The 15016-nt window shown below is 73.1% G+C and carries 20 protein-coding genes; 11 read left to right on the top strand and 9 right to left on the bottom strand.

Annotation, left to right across the window (positions count from 1 at the left end; translation table 11 throughout):
• Window positions 1-21: 21 nt before the first annotated feature.
• From Cba03nite_RS27215 to Cba03nite_RS27200, 4 genes are read right to left on the bottom strand one after another with little or no spacing between them, the layout of a single operon-like run.
• A complete protein-coding gene (locus Cba03nite_RS27215; RefSeq protein ID WP_203751912.1) occupies window positions 22-1008 on the bottom strand; it encodes an aldo/keto reductase in 987 nt (328 codons plus the stop codon).
• 23 nt (window positions 1009-1031) lie between these two features.
• The gene (locus Cba03nite_RS27210; protein WP_203751910.1) at window positions 1032-1547 is read right to left on the bottom strand and encodes a GNAT family N-acetyltransferase; all 516 of its coding nucleotides are present in this window, start codon (window positions 1545-1547) and stop codon (window positions 1032-1034) included.
• 20 nt (window positions 1548-1567) lie between these two features.
• Window positions 1568-1756, bottom strand: a complete 189-nt coding sequence (locus tag Cba03nite_RS27205) for a hypothetical protein (protein WP_203751908.1) — start codon at window positions 1754-1756, stop codon at window positions 1568-1570.
• A 30-nt stretch (window positions 1757-1786) separates the two neighbouring features.
• Complete coding sequence (locus Cba03nite_RS27200) at window positions 1787-2545, bottom strand: CBS domain-containing protein (protein WP_203751906.1); 759 nt, start codon at window positions 2543-2545, stop codon at window positions 1787-1789.
• 156 nt (window positions 2546-2701) lie between these two features.
• Here Cba03nite_RS27200 and Cba03nite_RS27195 point away from each other — a divergent pair, with 156 nt between their 5' ends.
• Window positions 2702-2935 carry a DUF6158 family protein gene (locus tag Cba03nite_RS27195; RefSeq protein WP_203751897.1) on the top strand — a complete coding sequence of 78 codons (234 nt, stop codon included), beginning with the start codon at window positions 2702-2704 and terminating at the stop codon, window positions 2933-2935.
• Window positions 2936-2964: 29 nt separating this feature from the next.
• Here the strand turns inward: Cba03nite_RS27195 and Cba03nite_RS27190 are convergent, their stop codons facing one another.
• Complete coding sequence (locus tag Cba03nite_RS27190) at window positions 2965-3156, bottom strand: hypothetical protein (protein ID WP_203751895.1); 192 nt, start codon at window positions 3154-3156, stop codon at window positions 2965-2967.
• 175 nt (window positions 3157-3331) lie between these two features.
• Between Cba03nite_RS27190 and Cba03nite_RS27185 the strand changes: the two genes are divergently transcribed.
• Entirely contained in the window at window positions 3332-4120 is a 789-nt protein-coding gene (locus Cba03nite_RS27185) for a hypothetical protein (protein ID WP_203751892.1), read from the top strand.
• A 228-nt stretch (window positions 4121-4348) separates the two neighbouring features.
• On the opposite strand, the gene Cba03nite_RS27180 is transcribed toward Cba03nite_RS27185, so the two are convergent.
• Window positions 4349-4828 (bottom strand): GNAT family N-acetyltransferase, encoded by a 480-nt coding sequence (locus Cba03nite_RS27180; RefSeq protein WP_203751889.1) that lies wholly within the window; start codon window positions 4826-4828, stop codon window positions 4349-4351.
• Between the two features lie 109 nt (window positions 4829-4937).
• Between Cba03nite_RS27180 and Cba03nite_RS27175 the strand changes: the two genes are divergently transcribed.
• The 3 genes from Cba03nite_RS27175 (at window position 4938) to Cba03nite_RS27165 (ending at window position 6230) form a co-directional block, all read left to right on the top strand.
• Window positions 4938-5183 carry a C1orf53 family protein gene (locus Cba03nite_RS27175; protein ID WP_239126036.1) on the top strand — a complete coding sequence of 82 codons (246 nt, stop codon included), beginning with the start codon at window positions 4938-4940 and terminating at the stop codon, window positions 5181-5183.
• A gap of 129 nt (window positions 5184-5312) precedes the next feature.
• A complete protein-coding gene (locus tag Cba03nite_RS27170) occupies window positions 5313-5780 on the top strand; it encodes a helix-turn-helix transcriptional regulator (RefSeq protein ID WP_203751887.1) in 468 nt (155 codons plus the stop codon).
• Window positions 5781-5789: 9 nt separating this feature from the next.
• Entirely contained in the window at window positions 5790-6230 is a 441-nt protein-coding gene (locus Cba03nite_RS27165) for a VOC family protein (RefSeq protein ID WP_203751885.1), read from the top strand.
• A gap of 126 nt (window positions 6231-6356) precedes the next feature.
• On the opposite strand, the gene Cba03nite_RS27160 is transcribed toward Cba03nite_RS27165, so the two are convergent.
• Window positions 6357-6974, bottom strand: coding sequence for a histidine phosphatase family protein (locus Cba03nite_RS27160; RefSeq protein WP_203751884.1), 618 nt, complete (start codon window positions 6972-6974; stop codon window positions 6357-6359).
• 58 nt (window positions 6975-7032) lie between these two features.
• On the bottom strand, window positions 7033-8304 hold the full coding sequence (locus Cba03nite_RS27155; protein ID WP_203751882.1) for an NAD(P)/FAD-dependent oxidoreductase: 1272 nt from the start codon (window positions 8302-8304) through the stop codon (window positions 7033-7035).
• A gap of 162 nt (window positions 8305-8466) precedes the next feature.
• Here Cba03nite_RS27155 and Cba03nite_RS27150 point away from each other — a divergent pair, with 162 nt between their 5' ends.
• The 3 genes from Cba03nite_RS27150 to Cba03nite_RS27140 all read left to right on the top strand — a co-directional run bounded on the left by Cba03nite_RS27150 (window position 8467) and on the right by Cba03nite_RS27140 (window position 11161).
• Window positions 8467-9030 (top strand): RNA polymerase sigma factor, encoded by a 564-nt coding sequence (locus Cba03nite_RS27150; RefSeq protein WP_203751880.1) that lies wholly within the window; start codon window positions 8467-8469, stop codon window positions 9028-9030.
• A complete protein-coding gene (locus Cba03nite_RS27145) occupies window positions 9027-10103 on the top strand; it encodes a hypothetical protein (protein ID WP_203751876.1) in 1077 nt (358 codons plus the stop codon). Before Cba03nite_RS27150 ends, Cba03nite_RS27145 begins: the two co-directional genes overlap by 4 nt.
• 152 nt (window positions 10104-10255) lie before the next feature.
• Window positions 10256-11161, top strand: a complete 906-nt coding sequence (locus Cba03nite_RS27140) for a dienelactone hydrolase family protein (RefSeq protein WP_203751875.1) — start codon at window positions 10256-10258, stop codon at window positions 11159-11161.
• 5 nt (window positions 11162-11166) lie between these two features.
• Here the strand turns inward: Cba03nite_RS27140 and polX are convergent, their stop codons facing one another.
• Window positions 11167-12894, bottom strand: coding sequence for a DNA polymerase/3'-5' exonuclease PolX (gene polX / locus Cba03nite_RS27135; RefSeq protein WP_203751873.1), 1728 nt, complete (start codon window positions 12892-12894; stop codon window positions 11167-11169).
• Between the two features lie 23 nt (window positions 12895-12917).
• Here polX and Cba03nite_RS27130 point away from each other — a divergent pair, with 23 nt between their 5' ends.
• The 3 genes from Cba03nite_RS27130 (at window position 12918) to Cba03nite_RS27120 (ending at window position 14976) form a co-directional block, all read left to right on the top strand.
• Window positions 12918-13193 (top strand): acylphosphatase, encoded by a 276-nt coding sequence (locus Cba03nite_RS27130; RefSeq protein WP_239126035.1) that lies wholly within the window; start codon window positions 12918-12920, stop codon window positions 13191-13193.
• Between the two features lie 40 nt (window positions 13194-13233).
• Window positions 13234-13983 carry a thioredoxin-like domain-containing protein gene (locus Cba03nite_RS27125; RefSeq protein WP_203751869.1) on the top strand — a complete coding sequence of 250 codons (750 nt, stop codon included), beginning with the start codon at window positions 13234-13236 and terminating at the stop codon, window positions 13981-13983.
• A gap of 129 nt (window positions 13984-14112) precedes the next feature.
• Window positions 14113-14976, top strand: a complete 864-nt coding sequence (locus tag Cba03nite_RS27120) for a sulfotransferase family protein (RefSeq protein WP_203751867.1) — start codon at window positions 14113-14115, stop codon at window positions 14974-14976.
• Window positions 14977-15016 lie beyond the last annotated feature (40 nt).

The raw sequence follows: 15016 nt of genomic DNA, 5'->3' as shown, positions 1-15016 counted from the left end.
GTTAAGAAGGTGCCCTTCCTTTTACCAGCGGTGGTGGATCTGGGGGCGGATGAGGTCGTCGTAGACCTCGGCGACCAGGGCGAACTGGTCGGGGGTGAGGGCGGGCAGGTCGGCGGCGGCGGCGTTGGCGCGGGCCTGCTCGGCGTTGCGGGCGCCGGGGATGACCACGCTGACGCCGGGCTGGTCGATGATCCAGCGCAGCGCGAACTGGGCCATCGTCGCGCCGGGCGGCACCAGCGGGGCGAGGCGGCGCACCGCCGCCAGGCCGGTCGCGAAGTCCACGCCGGAGAAGGTCTCGCCGACGTCGAACGCCTCGCCGTGCCGGTTGTACGTGCGGTGGTCGTCCGGCCCGAACGTGGTGTGCTCGTCGTAGCGCCCCGACAGCAGGCCGCTGGCCAGCGGGACGCGGGCGATGATGCCCACCCCGGCGGCCGCGGCGGCGGGCAGCACCCGCTCCAGCGGCTTGAGCCGCAGCGCGTTGAAGATGATCTGGACGCTGGCCACGTTCGGCCGGGCGATCGCGGCCAGTGCCTCGTCGCAGGTCTCCACGCTGACGCCGTACGCGGCGATCCGCTTCTCCTCGACCATGGTGTCCAGGGCGTCGAAGACGGCGTCGGTCGAGTACACCGCAGTCGGCGGGCAGTGCAGCTGGACCAGGTCCAGCGTGTCCACGCCGAGGTTCGCCCGCGACCGGTCGTTCCAGGCGCGGAAGTTGTCCATCACGTAGTTGCCGGGCTCCTGGGCGACCCGGCGGCCCATCTTGGTCGCCACGGTGAGCGGGACGCCGGCCCCGCCCTCGCGCAAGAAGCGCCCGATCAGCTGCTCGCTGCGGCCGTCGCCGTACACGTCCGCGGTGTCGATGAAGTTCACGCCCGCGGCGACCGCCGCGTCGAGCACCGCCAGGGCGTCGTCCTCGCTGACGCTGCCCCAGTCGGCGCCGAGCTGCCACGCGCCGAGCCCGATCACGCCCACGTTCCGGCCGGTCCGGCCGAGGATTCGTTGCTGCACTGCGACAGCCTACGGGAGAGCGCTTACAGCGGCCGGTGCATGACGACGCAGTCGCGCCCCGCCTGCCGGTCCGGCCGCCGGTCGATCTCGGCGTAGCCCAGCGCGCCCCAGAACGCGAGCGCGGCGGCGTTGTTCTCCAGCACGGCCAGGCGCACCGCGGGGCGGCCCCGCTCACGCAGCCGGTCGTGCACCTCCTCCGCGACCGCCCGCCCCAGCCCGCGGCCCCGCCGCCGGGCGTCGACCAGCAGCAGCCCGATCCAGGGCAGGCCGTCGGCGGGATGGGTGTCCAGCACCGCCACCACGCCGGTCAGCGACCCGCCCCCGTCGCCACCGGTGCGCGCCAGCAGCACCTCCACCCCCGGCTCGGCCAGCTCGGCGTCCAGCGCCGCGGCGACCTGCGCCGCGGTGACCTCCTCCGGGCGGTCGCCGAAGTCGCCGCTGAGCCGGTGGTAGTCGGCGTTGCCGGCGTACAGCTCGGCCAGCTCGGCCAGCACCGGCGAACTCGGGCTCAGGTCCCAGGTGCGCAGTGGATTGAGCACGGCCTGAGGCTACGCCCCGATCAGTCCCCCTCGCGGGGATTACGACGATTCGGCTGATTGTTCGCCTTTTCGATGGCGCGTACCAGCTCCGCCTTGGTCATGTGCCAGCGACCGCTGATGTTCAGCCGCTTGGCCATGCCCAGCAGCTGCTCCTTGGTCTCCGCGGACTGGTAGCGCAGCTTGCTGCGCATCTCGCGCTGGATCGGCATCACGCTCTCCTGCTCACTCGCGGCCGCTGCTCAGTCGTTCCGTTCGCCCGGCGCCTTCACCCAGATCGTGCCGTCGCGGGGCTGCTTCGGGGCACCGACCTCGGCGTCGAAGTCGTAGTGCCGCTTCAGCTCCGGAGTGTCGTCGTACTCGTAGGTCAGCTCGCTCGACACGTCGACCACGCCGGGCACGCCGTGCACCAGGCGCTCGGCGATCTGCGCGGTGCTGCGGCGGTCGGTGCCGCCGGTGAGCGTCACGATGCCGTCGGCCACCGAGACGTCCATCTCCGGCGGCCCGGTGAACAGCATGCCCTGGATGATGTCGTGCATGACGTCGTGCCGGATCGCCTCGTCGGACCGGCGGTAGGTGCGCAGCAGGTCCCGCCGCGACACGATGCCGACCAGGCTGCCGTCGCCGTCCACCACGGGCAGCCGCTTGAGCTGCTCGTTCTCCATGATCTTCGCGGCCTGCACGACGCTCGCGGAAGCCGCGACGGTCACCACCGGGCTGGTCATCAGGTCTCCGGCGGTGTCGCCCTCGGCCTTGGCCCGCCGCACCGCGCGCTGCCGGCGCTCGAACAGCCGCCGCTGCGGCTCCTCGCCGCCCAGGGCCAGCTTGTGCAGCAGGTCCGCCTCGGAGACGATGCCGACCACGGTGCCGCCCGGGTCCAGCACCGGGACCGCGCTCACCCCGTGCTCGGCGAGCAGATCGACGATCTCCCGGTACGGCGTCGCCACGCTCACGCTCACGACGGGCGACGACATCACGTCGTGCACGATCCGGCCCGCCATCGGCGTACCCCCTCATCGCCCAGAGCGCCGCCACCGGGCGCCCGCACCCGCCAGACTGGAGGTGAGACACCGCGGCCGGGTGGGTAGGGACCCACCTGTGATCCTACCGAGCCGACCGTGACCAGCCGGGACGGTCGAGACAACCGGAGGTGCCCGATGACGAGGAGCGACGTCGCCGACCGCAGCGGCATACCGGCCGCCGCGCTCAGCAACCACGATCTGAACCGGGAGCTGGCCTCGCTGCACCGGACCCGGCACGACACCTTCGTGCACGGCTCGGCGCACGCGCTGGCCAACCATGACCAGCGCAGCCGCGAACTGGAGCGGGAGTTCCTGCACCGGTTCCCCGGACGCGACCCGGATCCGCGGCGGCTGCGCCCCGCCCGCTAGCCGCCCGCGGACCGTCCCCTCCGGACGGGTCAGTGGCCCGTGAAGAGCACCTTCACCCGGTCCCGGCCCTGCTGGACGCCCTGCCCGGCGACGAGCCGGGCGGCGATGTCGTCCGCGGCGTCGCGGGAGTCCGCGGTGTGCTCCGCCGAACGCTGCTCCGGCCAGCGCAGTTCGTCCCGGCCACCGCCATTCGGGTCAAGCGGACGAACGCTGCTGACCACGACAATCCACTTGCCTGCGGCCGCCTTTCGCCTCCTCCACCAGAACATCTCTGCCTCCGTTTCCCGCGTACGCCGACGCCCACCCTAACGTGGCGCGCTTACCGTGACAGCCCTCGGTTGCGGGGTAAGTTGGAGGATCGTGCCAACGCGCCGGGGAGGGCATCAGGAGGGCAAGGTGACGACCCATTTCGCGTCGATAGGCGTCGACCTCGCAAGGGAGGGCCTGTCCCGCTTCACGACGTCGGTCGTCTCTGCGGCGGTGGCCGTGCCCATCAACCGCCGCCACTGCGACCACGTCTGGACCGACCCGTCCGGCGCGCGCGTGGTCGCCCGCTCCCGCTGGGGCCGCGTCCACCAGGTGCAGCCCTCGCTGGCCGGCGGCGCGGTGGCGGTGCCCTGCGGCAGCATCCGGCTCATCGACGACCGCACCGCCGTGATGGACTTGCTCGACGACACCGACGGCGACCTGATCTGCCCGGTCGCGGTGCACCTGGAGGACCACTCGGTGCTGCACGTCGCGGGCGGCTGGCTGGCCCGCGGACAGATCGTGTTGTCCGCGCTCGCCGAGACCGCCTCGTCCGCCCCGGACCGCCCGCCGGAACCGGCCGCCGACATCCCGCTCGACCTCGGCCTGGTCTGCGACGGCCTGGTGCGCCCCGCGCACGCCCCCGCGACCTGGACCCCGAGCCCCCGCACCGAACTGCGCGGCACGGTGCGCGCCGCCGAACTGCGTACCAACGGCCTCACCGGCGACAGCTTCCACTGGCTGCGCCTGCACGTCCGCCCCGGCCTGGAACTCGACGTGGCCGCCCCCGCCACCGCGCTGCCCGCCGTGCCCGCGCCCGGCACCCGCCTGCACGCCCGCGCCGTGCTCACCGGCAGCCTCGGCCTGCAACCGGGCACCCTCCCCCGCCCCCGCAGGGCGAAGCACCTTCGCCGGCTCCGGCGCCGAGACGAGCAGTAGCCCGGCGCGCCCCGTCGCGCGCCCGCCTCCGGGTACGGAGCGGGACCTGCCTCACCATGCAGAGACAGGTCCCGCCCGACGCTCCAGGTCGTGCCCAGCGTCGTTGTGCCGCGTACGGGGACCTCGTGGGCCCCCTCCGCCGGCGCGGCTGAGATCTGGCGACATCATCACACCCGGCAGTTATCGCCGCGTCCCCCGACCGCACATGCGAGAACGGGCTTCGGGGGATCAGCGCCGCCCCGCGGACAGCCGCAGCGTCGGGCCCGTCGTCGGCTCGAAGCCCAGCGAGAGGTAGAGCGGCTCGCCGTCCGGTGACGCCCGCAGGTCGACCTTCGGCACCCCGCGCTCGGCGAACCAGCCCAGCAGCGCGGTCATGCAGGCCCGCGAGTACCCGCGCCGCCGGTACGCCGCGTCGGTCACCACGTTGAACACGTAGCCGGTCAGCCCCGACGGGTTCTCCGGCCCGCCCAGCCGCCGGTCGATCGTGCCCACGGCACACGCCGCCAGCCCCGGGCCGTCCGGCGCGTCCACCACGTACGCCGCCATCGTCGCGGCCGGGCCGCCCAGCCGCTCGCGCAGCGTGGCGACGGCCTCGTCCTGCCACGCGCCCGGCTCCGGCGGCCGCCCGTGCATCGACCCGAGCATCACCGCCCGCAGCCTGACCAGCTCCACCGCATCCGCCGCCACCGCACCCCGCGCCTCGATCACGCCCGGCACGCTACCCGCCCGGCCCGCGACCGCTCACCCCGTTTCGCCGCCGGCCGGGTGGGTTCGGGACGCCCGGCAGCCCGGTCGAGCGCGCGGGTATCGTCGCCGGATGGCCGAACCCCGGAGCCGGTGGACGCTGGCACCCCGCGAGCTCGACGAGCCGCACCCGTCGCGGCTGCGCCCCGACCACCCCGCCCGCGCCGAGATCCTCGCCAAGCATGCCGAGGCGCTGCGCGACGGCACCCCCGGCTACCTGGACCCGGCCACCGGCCTGTTCGTCCTCAGCGCGGCGTTCCTGGCCAAGCGCGGCTTCTGCTGCACCCGCGGCTGCCGCCACTGCCCGTACGTCACCTGACCCCCGACCGCCCTCGATCATCCGACTTGCCAGGCAGGTGGGCGTATCCCGGCTCAAGATTCGCCCACGTGCCTGGCAAGTCGAGCGATCTTGGCCGGGGTGTCGGGGGCGGGACCTAGGGTCGGTGGCATGGTGAGGGAGGGCCGGGCGGTGCCGGTGGAGCTGCTGCCGCACCTGCGGCGGGCGCGCGACCACATCGACCGGCACTATGCCGATGCGCTGGATCTGGACCGGCTGTCCCGCGTCGCGGGCGTGTCCAAGTTTCACTTCGTACGCAGCTTCGAGGCCGCGTACGGCGAGACGCCGATCCGCTACCTCACCCGCCGCCGCATCGAGCGCGCCCAGGACCTGCTGCGCCTGGCCAACCTGACGGTGACGGAGATCTGCATGATGGTCGGCTTCGCCAGCCTGGGCTCGTTCTCGGCCCGGTTCGCGGCGCTGACCGGCGAGACCCCGACGGCGTACCGGGACCGCTGGGCGGCGCGCGGCGGCCCGCACGTGCCCGGGTGTTTCCTGTTCATGCGCGGCGTGCTCGATCTCGGCGGCACGACCGGAAGCGCAATCTCAAAGAAGCCGCAGGTCACCGCGCCGCCCTAGGCTTGAGACATGATCACAAACATCTCGCTGGTCACGGTCTACTGCCTGGACCAGGACAGGGCGCGCGACTTCTACGTGGACGTGCTCGGCTTCAAGGCGGTCACCGACATCACCATGGGTGAGGGCTTCCGCTGGGTGACCATCTCGCACCCGACCCAGCCCGAGATCCAGGTGACGCTGATGACGCCCGGCCCGCCGCTGGACCCGGAGGCCGCCGACTTCGTACGCCGCCAGCTGGAGAAGGGCGCGATGGGCGGCCTCGGCCTGAACGTGGACGACTGCCGCAGGACGTTCGAGGAGCTGAGCGCCAAGGGCGTGGTGTTCCTCCAGGAGCCCGCCGACCGCCCCTACGGCATCGAGGCCGTCATGCGCGACAACTCCGGCAACTGGCTCGTCCTTGTCGAGCCGAAGCAGTGGCACCCCGAGGACTTCGAGTACCCGCGCGACTGATCCGCGCCCGCCCGATGGGCTGCAGCTTCGGGGAAACTGCACACTCCGGCCGCCGGAACAGCGCGGTTTCCCCGAAACTGCAGCATGCGCGGCCCCTGACGGGCCGAAGGCGCGGCAGAGTCGGCCTCAGGCGCTGAAGCGGCGCAGGGTCCAGCGGGTGTACGGGGACTCCGTCGGGTGCGTGTCCACGGTCCACTCGGTGATCGACGCCGGGGCGACGACCGTGTCGAACGCGCGCAGCAGCGGCTGCGCGCCGAGTGTGTGGAACGCCGCGTTCACCGTCTCGCTGTGCCCGACCAGCACCGCCGTCTCACCGGCGTGCCGGTGCGCGATGTCCATGATGGACCGGCCGGTCCGCACCACCAGCTCCGCCCAGGTCTCGTTCTCGATCTGGAACGGCCGGTGCACGCCGCCGCCCGGCAGCGGCGCGTTCTTCAGCACCTCCACCGGCTGGCCGTCGGCGTACGCCGGATAGTGCCAGGTGAACAGCCCGCAGTCCGCCTCGGCCGGCACACCGAGCGCCGCCGCGATCGGCGCCGCCGTCTCCACGGCCCGGCGCAGCTCGGAGTGGTAGAGCGCCACCGGCCCGGCGTCGGCCAGCTCGACCGCGAGCCGTTCCGCCACCCGCGCGGCCTGCTCGTGGCCGGTGGCGGTGAGCCCCCGGCACCCGTTGCGCCCGCCGATGAACCGCTCGACGCTGTGCACCGACTCACCGTGTCGCACGAAGATCAGCCGCGTCCCCATCGCCGCATGGTAGGCGCCCCGCCGCCCTGCCGATGCGCGCTTTCCCGACACGGGCCCGTCAGGTGGGGAGGAGGGCGGAGAGGGGGACGGAGGGGTCGGCCAGGCGGGCGGGGTCGGCGGGGGTGCCGGAGAAGCCGGCCTTGACCAGGGCGGAGAGGTCGTCCTGGACGTCCCAGATGTTGACGTTCATCGCGGCGACCACGCGGTCGTCGTCGGTGAGCCAGAAGGCGATGAACTCCGGCGCCTTGCCGTCCACGATCTCGGTGGAGCCGCGGAACACCACCCGCGCGTAGTCGCCCGGACCCGCCCAGCCGCAGTACTCCATGCCCAGGTCGTACTGGTCGGTGAAGAAGTACGGCACCTGCTCGTAGCTCACGTCCTGCCCGAGCATCGCCTTCGCGGCGGCCTTGCCCCCGGCCCGCGCGTTGGCCCAGTGCTCGGTGCGCAGGTGACGGCCCAGCAGGGGGTGGTACGCCGAAGCCACGTCCCCGCAGGCGTAGATGTCCGGGTCGGACGTGCGCAGGCTCGCGTCCACGACCACGCCGTCGTCCACGGCCAGCCCGGCGTGCTCGGCCAGCGCCGTGTCCGGCCGGATGCCCACCCCGACGGCGACCAGGTCCACCGCCAGCTCGGTGCCGTCGTCGAGCACCGCGCTGCGCACCGCCCCGTCGAGCGAGCCGAACTCGCGTACTCCCGACTCGAAGCGGAACTCGACCCCGTTGGCCTCGTGCAGCTTCCGGAACACGGCCGCCGGTTCGTCGCCGAGCACCTTGCGCAGCGGGGCGCGGTCGGTGCCGACCACCGTCACCGGGCAGCCGTAGCCGCGCGCGGCGGCCGCGATCTCCATCCCGATCCAGCCCGTGCCGACCACCAGCACCTGCGGGCTCGGGTCCCGCGACAGGGCGGCGCGCAGCGCCTCGGAGTCGGGGTAGGTGCGCAGGTAGTGGACGCCGGACGCGTCCGCGCCGGGCACGTCCAGGGTGCGCACCCGCGAGCCGGTGGCCAGCAGCAGCTTGTCGTACGCGAGCTGCTCGCCGCCGTCGAGGGTGACCGTGCGCGCCTGCGGGTGCACGGCCACCGCGCGCCGCCCGAGCAGCAGCTCGATGTCCTTCTCGGCGTACCACTCGCGCGGGTGCACATAGGCCTTCTCGCGCGCGTCCTTGCCCTGCAGGAAGCCCTTGGACAGCGGTGGGCGCTCGTACGGCACCTCGTCCTCCTGCCCGATCAGCAGCACCCGGCCGGTGAATCCCTCGGCCCGCAGCGTCTCGGCGGCCCTGGCCCCGGCCAGTGACGCACCGACGATGACGAATACCCGCTCGTCCGCACTCATGACCCCAAGCCTTGCGCAAACGCGCGCCCCGGTCCATCGAAACGCGGCAGTCGTCCGCGTTTTCCGCGCGGTAGCCTCACCCTCCCGCCGGACGAACGCAGACCCGGACGAGCGCGGGCCGCCGGACGGGAACTCGGCGGACGGGTGCGGGCAAGAACAGGCATGACCGTGACGACACAGCACGACCCGCCGCCGCCGACGGCAGAGCCGCCGGACCCCGGCGACCTGGGCGCGATGTTCGACGCGTACGCCCGCGACCTGCTGCGCTACGCCACGCGCCGGGTCGGCGAGCAGCTGGCCGAGGACGTGGTGGCGCAGACCTTTCTCATCGCGTACGAGCAGCGCCACCGCTTCGACTCCGCACGCGGCGGCCTGCTGCCGTGGCTGTACGGCATCTGCGGCAACCTGCTGCGCCGGGAGCACCGCACCGAGAAGCGCGCGCTGCGGGCGACCGCCGCGGCGGCGCTGGCCGTAACCGCTGACGAGGACGCGCCGGACGCCCGCTCGGCGGAGCGGGTCGACGCGCAGCGGACCGTGGCCCGCGTCGCCACCGCGCTGGCCCGGCTGCCCCGCCGCCAGCGCGAGGTGCTGCTGCTGTTCGCCGTGGCGGAGCTTGAGTACGCCGAGATCGCGTCCGCGCTCGGCATTCCGCTCGGCTCCGTCCGGTCCGCCCTGCACCGCGCCCGCACGAAGATCAAATCCGCGCTTTCCGGAGGTTCCCGATGACCCATCCCGACCCCGACCTGCGGGCGGTCCTCGACCTGCCCGCCGCCGAGCCGACCGACGCGTCGGTCTCGCGCACCTGGCACCTGCTCAACCAGCGCCACACCGCCGCCCGCAGCCGCACCCCGCGCCGCCTGTCCCGCATGCTCGTCCCGGTCGGCGCGGCCGCGCTGGTCGCCGCCGTCGCCCTGAGCGCGGTCCTGCTCAACGGCCCGGGCGGCGGCAACGGCCAGGTCGGCGCGCCGCGGATCGCCGAGGTGCTCGCCTCGCACCAGCCGCTGCCTGCCGAGCGGGGCACGAACCCGAAGCTGTCGCGCACCACTCCGGAGGCGATCGCGGCGCTGGACGAGCTGGCCCACACCGCCGAGTCCGCGGCCACCGTGACGCTCGCCCCCAGGCAGCTCGTCCATGTCAAGGCCGACGGCTGGGCCGCCGGTCGCAGCGGCGAGGATCCGACCGCCCGCATCAGCTACCAGGGCCGCGAGCTGTGGATCGACCCGCAGGGCATGATCGCGCTGCGGGTGCTCGCCGACGGACGGGACCTGGCGGAGGGGCCGAAGGCCGACCCTCAGCCCGGCCGGGCGGAGCGCGACGACCTGCTGCAGAACGGCGCGAACCTGCGCCGGGCGACGCCGGAGTGGCTGGCCCAGCTGCCCGCCGGGGACCCGGCCGCGCTGCTGGCCCGGCTGCGCGACGACGTCGACGACAACGAGAAGTGGACCGCCGACTACCTGGTCTGGGACGCGGTGGCCCAGCTGTACTTCAACGCCGACCTGCTGCTCAGCCCGCAGCTGCGGGCCGGGCTGCTGCGCTCCTTCCGGGGCATGGACGGCCTGACTTCGGGCGAGGTCGTGGTGGATGGTTGGCGCCTGATCGCGATCCGCCAGACCGAGGGCAGCTCCAGCACGGAGATCCTGTTCGACCCGCTGACCGCCTCGGCGGTCGGCCGGCGCGACATCTACGCCGACAGCGAGGTCACCCTGGTGCCGCCGGACGGCGGCCCGCGCTTCGATCCGGTCGTCGGCTACCACGTCACCTGGACCCAGAACCTCGTGAACAGCGTCGACGAGCGCTGACCCGCGCCACCGCGTCCATCGTCGAAGCTCCCGCCGCGGAAACAGCGCGGCGGGAGCTTCGGCCGATCCCGGCTCGGCGAAGCCGCGTACGAGTACGGCCCGGTCGCCCCCGGCTCCCCGGCGGCACCCGGCGGACGCGGTATTAATGAGGGATGTCTGAGTTCAGCGAGTACCTGTCCAGTGAGGTCGTCGTCGACTACGCCGACGGGCTGATCTCGCGGCGGGAGGCGCTGCACCGCCTGGCCCTGCTCGGGGTGGGCGCCGCGGTGGCGGCTCCGCTGCTGGCCGCCTGCGACGCGCAGCGGGCGGACACGGCCGCCGCCCCGACCGGATCGCCCTCCCCCGCGCCGACCGGCCCGGCCGGGCCCACCCCGCTGCCGACGCAGCCGATCACCTTCGCCGGGCCGCAGGGGCGCACGCTCCAGGGCGCCTGGGCGGCGGCGGCCACCCCGCGCGGCTCCGTCCTGGTCGTACACGAGAACAAGGGCCTGACCCCCCACATCGCCTCGGTAGCGGGCCGCCTGGCCGCGGCGGGCTGGTCGGCACTGGCGATCGACCTGCTGTCCGAGGAGGGCGGCACGGCGAAGTTCACCGACCCGGCCCAGGCCACCGCCGCACTCAACGCGGCCCCGCCGGGCCGTTTCGTCGCCGACATGAAGGCGGGCATCGACGAGCTGCTGCGGCGCAACCCGGGGCACACGGCCGGCGCGATGGGCTTCTGCTTCGGCGGCGGCGCGGTGTGGTCGCTGCTGGCCGCGGGCGAGCCCCGGCTGCACGCGGCGGTGCCGTTCTACGGCCCGTTCCCGGACGGCGCGTCCCTGTCCGGCTCGCCGAACGCGGCCGTGCTCGGCGTGTACGCCCAGCTCGACGACCGGGTCAATGCGAGCCGGGACGCCGCCCGCGACGCGCTGCGCAAGGCCGGGCTGACCTTCGAGATCGTCACCTATCCCGGCGTCAACCACGCTTTCTTCAACGACACCGGCGCCCGCTTCGACCCCGAGGCCGCCGCCCAGGCCTGGACCAAGCTCACCGCCTGGTTCGGCGAATACCTCACCTGACCTGGTCAGGCGGCGCGCCGCTTGGCGGCGATGAAGGACCGGAGCTTCGGCAGGGTCCAGGTGTTGATGACATCGGCGGGGGTCAGCCAGCCGCGCTGGGCCACGCCGATGCCGAAGCGCAGCACGTCCAGGTGCACGGTGGAGTGCGCGTCCGAGTCGATCGCGAACTTCACGCCGCGCTCGCGCGCCCGCATGATCAGCTCGTCGTTCAGGTCGAGCCGGTCCGGGAAGGCGTTGACCTCCAGCGCGGTGCCGGTGGCCGCGGCCGCGTCGAACACCGCGTCCCAGTCCGGCTCGATCGGCGCACGCCGCCCGATGAGCCGCGTGGTGGGATGCCCGATGATGTTGACGTACGGGTTCTCGCACGCCTTGACCAGCCGGTTCGTCAGCTCCGCCGGGGTCTGAGTGAAGTGCGAGTGGATCGAGGCGACGCAGATGTCGAACCCGGCCAGGAAGCCGGCGTCCCAGTCGACGCCGCCGTCCGGATCGATGTTCAGCTCGGTGCCGTGCAGCAGCGCCATCCGCCCCTGGTCAGCCAGCTCGCGCAGCCGCCGCCGCTGGGCGAGCATCTTCGCGTCGGTCATCCGCTGCATGGGCATGTTCTTGGCGTGGTCGGTGACCGCGTAGTAGCGGTGACCGCGCTTGCGGGCCGCGGCGAGCATCTCCTCCAGCGTGGACACGCCGTCGGTGAGGTCGGTGTGGGTGTGCAGGTCGCCGCGGATGTCCGCCTCGGTGACCAGCCGCGGCAGCCTCCCTTCCCTGGCCGCGGCCACCTCGCCCCGGTCCTCGCGCAGGGTGGGCGGGATCCAGGGCAGACCGAGCCTCCCGTACACCTCCTCCTCGGTCGCCGACACCACGAGCTCGTCGTCCTCGGCGCGGAACAGGCCGTACTCGGAGAGCTTGAGGCCCTTGCGGACGGCGATCTCGCGGACCCGGATGTTGTGCTCCTTCGAGCCGGTGAAGTACTGCATCGCGGCGCCCCACGACTCGTGCGGCACCACCCGCAGGTCCACCTGGAGGCCGTCGTTCGTGCGGATCGAGGTCTTCGCCGGGCCGCGCGCGATGACCTCGCCGACCAGCGGCAGCTCCGCGAACGCCGCCATGATCGGCTCCGGCTCCCGGGACGCGGCGAGGATGTCGACGTCGCCGATGCTGTCCCGGCCCCGCCGCAGCGAGCCCGCGTACGTGCACCGCTCGCAGCCCGGCAGCGCCGACAGCGCGGCGACGATCTCCTCGGCCACCGCCAGCGCGGTGGAGATCAGCACCCGGCCGCCGCTGTGCCGGAGCACCTCGATGCCGTGCAGGATGTTCGCCGCGGTCTTCGCGCCGAAGCCGCGCAGCCCGGACAGCCGCCCCGCCTCGATCGCCACGACCAGCTCGTCGACCGAGGCGATGCCCAGCTCGCGATGCAGCGTCATGGCCTTGGCCGGGCCCAGGCCGGGAATGGCCATCAGCTCGCGCACCCCGGCGGGCACCTTGGCCCGCAGCTCCTCCAGCGCCGCCATCCGGCCGGTGCCGAGCAGCTCGACGATCTTCTCCGCGGTGGACTTCCCGATCCCGGGGATCTGGGCCAGGCCCTTCAGGTCCAGCGTGGCCACGTCGGCGGAGTGGCCCGCGACGCCCCGGGCGGCCTTCTCGTAGGTGCGGGCCCGGAACGGGTCGCCTCCCGTGATCGAGATGAGATCGGCGTACTCCTGCAGCGCCGCCGCGACGACCTCGTTTGGCCGGGCCATACGGTCCAGTCTACGGTTCAAGGGTGATCCGCAAGCGGGTTGTGATCTCCGGTGAGGTCCAGGGCGTCTACTACCGCGACACCTGCCGCAGGCTGGCCCGGGACGCCGGGCTCGGCGGCTGGGTGCGCAACCGCGCCGACCGCACCGTCGAGGCGGTGTTCGAGGGCGCGCCGCAGCAGGTGGAGCGCCTGGTCGCGTGGACCCGGCAGGGGCCCGAGCTGGCGATCGTCGACGACGTCGCGGTCTTCGACGAGACGCCCGAGGGCCTGTCCGGCTTCGACATCCGGCCCACCGTCTGACAGGATCGCCGGGGCGAGACGAGTCCCGGGGAGGCCCGCCATGGTGGAGTTCCAGCCGCACGAGCCGCAGAACCAGCCGCACAGCCAGCCGTACGGCCAGCCGCAGCCGCTGCCGCCGTACGCTCAGCCGCAGCAGTCGAAGGCGGTGTGGCCGTGGCTCGTGGGCGGCCTGGTGCTGCTGCTGTGCGCCTGCTCGGGCCTCGGCGTCGGCGGCTACCTGGTCTACCAGGCACGCGAGGACGCCCCGTCCGGGCCGTCGGCCGGGCAGACGCTGCCGCCGGTGACCGCGGACAACTGGCGTGACGTGCTGACCTCGATCGAGGGCGTACGCGACTACTTCTCCCCCGGCACGCTGAGCCAGAACCACGCGCCCGGCCCGGTGGACTACCCGCAGCAGCCGCCGGTGGGCGGCGAGCACTACATGGAGTGGCAGACCTGCACCGGCATGGTCTACACCGAGCCGATCGCCTCGGAGCGGGCGGTGCACAGCCTGGAGCACGGCGCGGTGTGGATCACCTACCGTCCCGGGCTGGCCGACGCCGACGTGCAGGCGCTGGCCGGGCTGGTGTCCGCGCGCGACTACCTGATGCTCAGCCCGTTCCCCGGTCAGGACGCGCCGATCTCTGTGCAGGCGTGGGGTTACCAGCTCAAGCTGGACCGCGCCGACGACTCGCGGCTGACGGCGTTCATCGCGACCGCGCGGCTGAACGCGGCGCCGGAGCCGGGCGCGCCCTGCTCGGGCGGCAGCACCGCGACCGGGCCGCTGCCGGCCGCCGGCACGGCGACCTGAGCCGGTCCGGTCATCGACCGGGCTCCATTGACAGTCCTGATCCGCTCTGGATAGATGTACTTATTGTTAACGCAGCAATCGCGCTGCGTCGACAATGCGTCCCATCAGGACTTTCAACGGGAGCCAACCTTGCTTCGGGCGTATTTCGGGCGGCACAAGTCCGCGTCGACCTGGGCCAGATCCATCCTGCAGGAGGCGGCGTACGCGCTGGACCTCAAGGTCGTCACGATCCACGTGCCCGAGCAGTGGGCGCCGTACGACTCGCTCGGCGACATGATCCGCGCCACCCGGCCCGACCTGCTGATCATGACGAACGCGCAGCGCGAATGGGTCGAGACGCTGCCCGAGATGCGGGCGTTCCACCTGATCCGCGACCCGCGCGACATCATCGTGTCCGGCTACTTCAGCCACCTCAACAGCCATCCCGAGGTGGTCGGCGGCCTGCCCTGGCCCGCGCTGGTGGAGCACCGGCGCAACCTGCGCAACCTCGACGAGGCGGGCGGCCTGCTGGCCGAGGTGGAGTTCAGCTCGATGTTCCTGGACCCGATGGCGGAGTGGGACTACACCCACCCGAGCATCCTCGAGGTGCGCATGGAGGACGCCATCGCCGATCCGGTGAAGAGCTGGTCCACCATCCTCGGCCACCTGGACCTGCTCACCCCGGACGGCTCCGGCCCGGAGCGGCTGCGCCGGGCCGCGGTGAAGTGGAACCTCGCCGCCCGCCGCGAGACGCCCAAGGTGCTGGCCTACCCGCGCATGGTGCTGCCCCGGCTGCCGATCCACCGGCTGCCGGGGGCGTACCCGGCCAACGCGTGCGCGCGGTTCTCGTTCAGCCGCCTGTCCAAGGGCCGCGAGCGCGGCCAGGAGGACGTGCACAGCCACTACCGCCGGGGCGTGGCCGGGGACTGGCGCAACCACCTGACCGCCACTCACCTGGCCGCGCTCCGCGAGCGCTACGGCAACCTCGTGGAGCACCTCGGCTACGAGTGGTGACCGTCCACCCCGCATGATCAAAGCTCCCGCCGTGCTTTTG

This window comes from Catellatospora bangladeshensis (assembly GCF_016862575.1).
GTDB lineage: Bacteria > Actinomycetota > Actinomycetes > Mycobacteriales > Micromonosporaceae > Catellatospora > Catellatospora bangladeshensis.
Note: the sequence above shows the minus strand (reverse complement) of the source record. Positions and strands in the feature narration are given on the sequence as shown.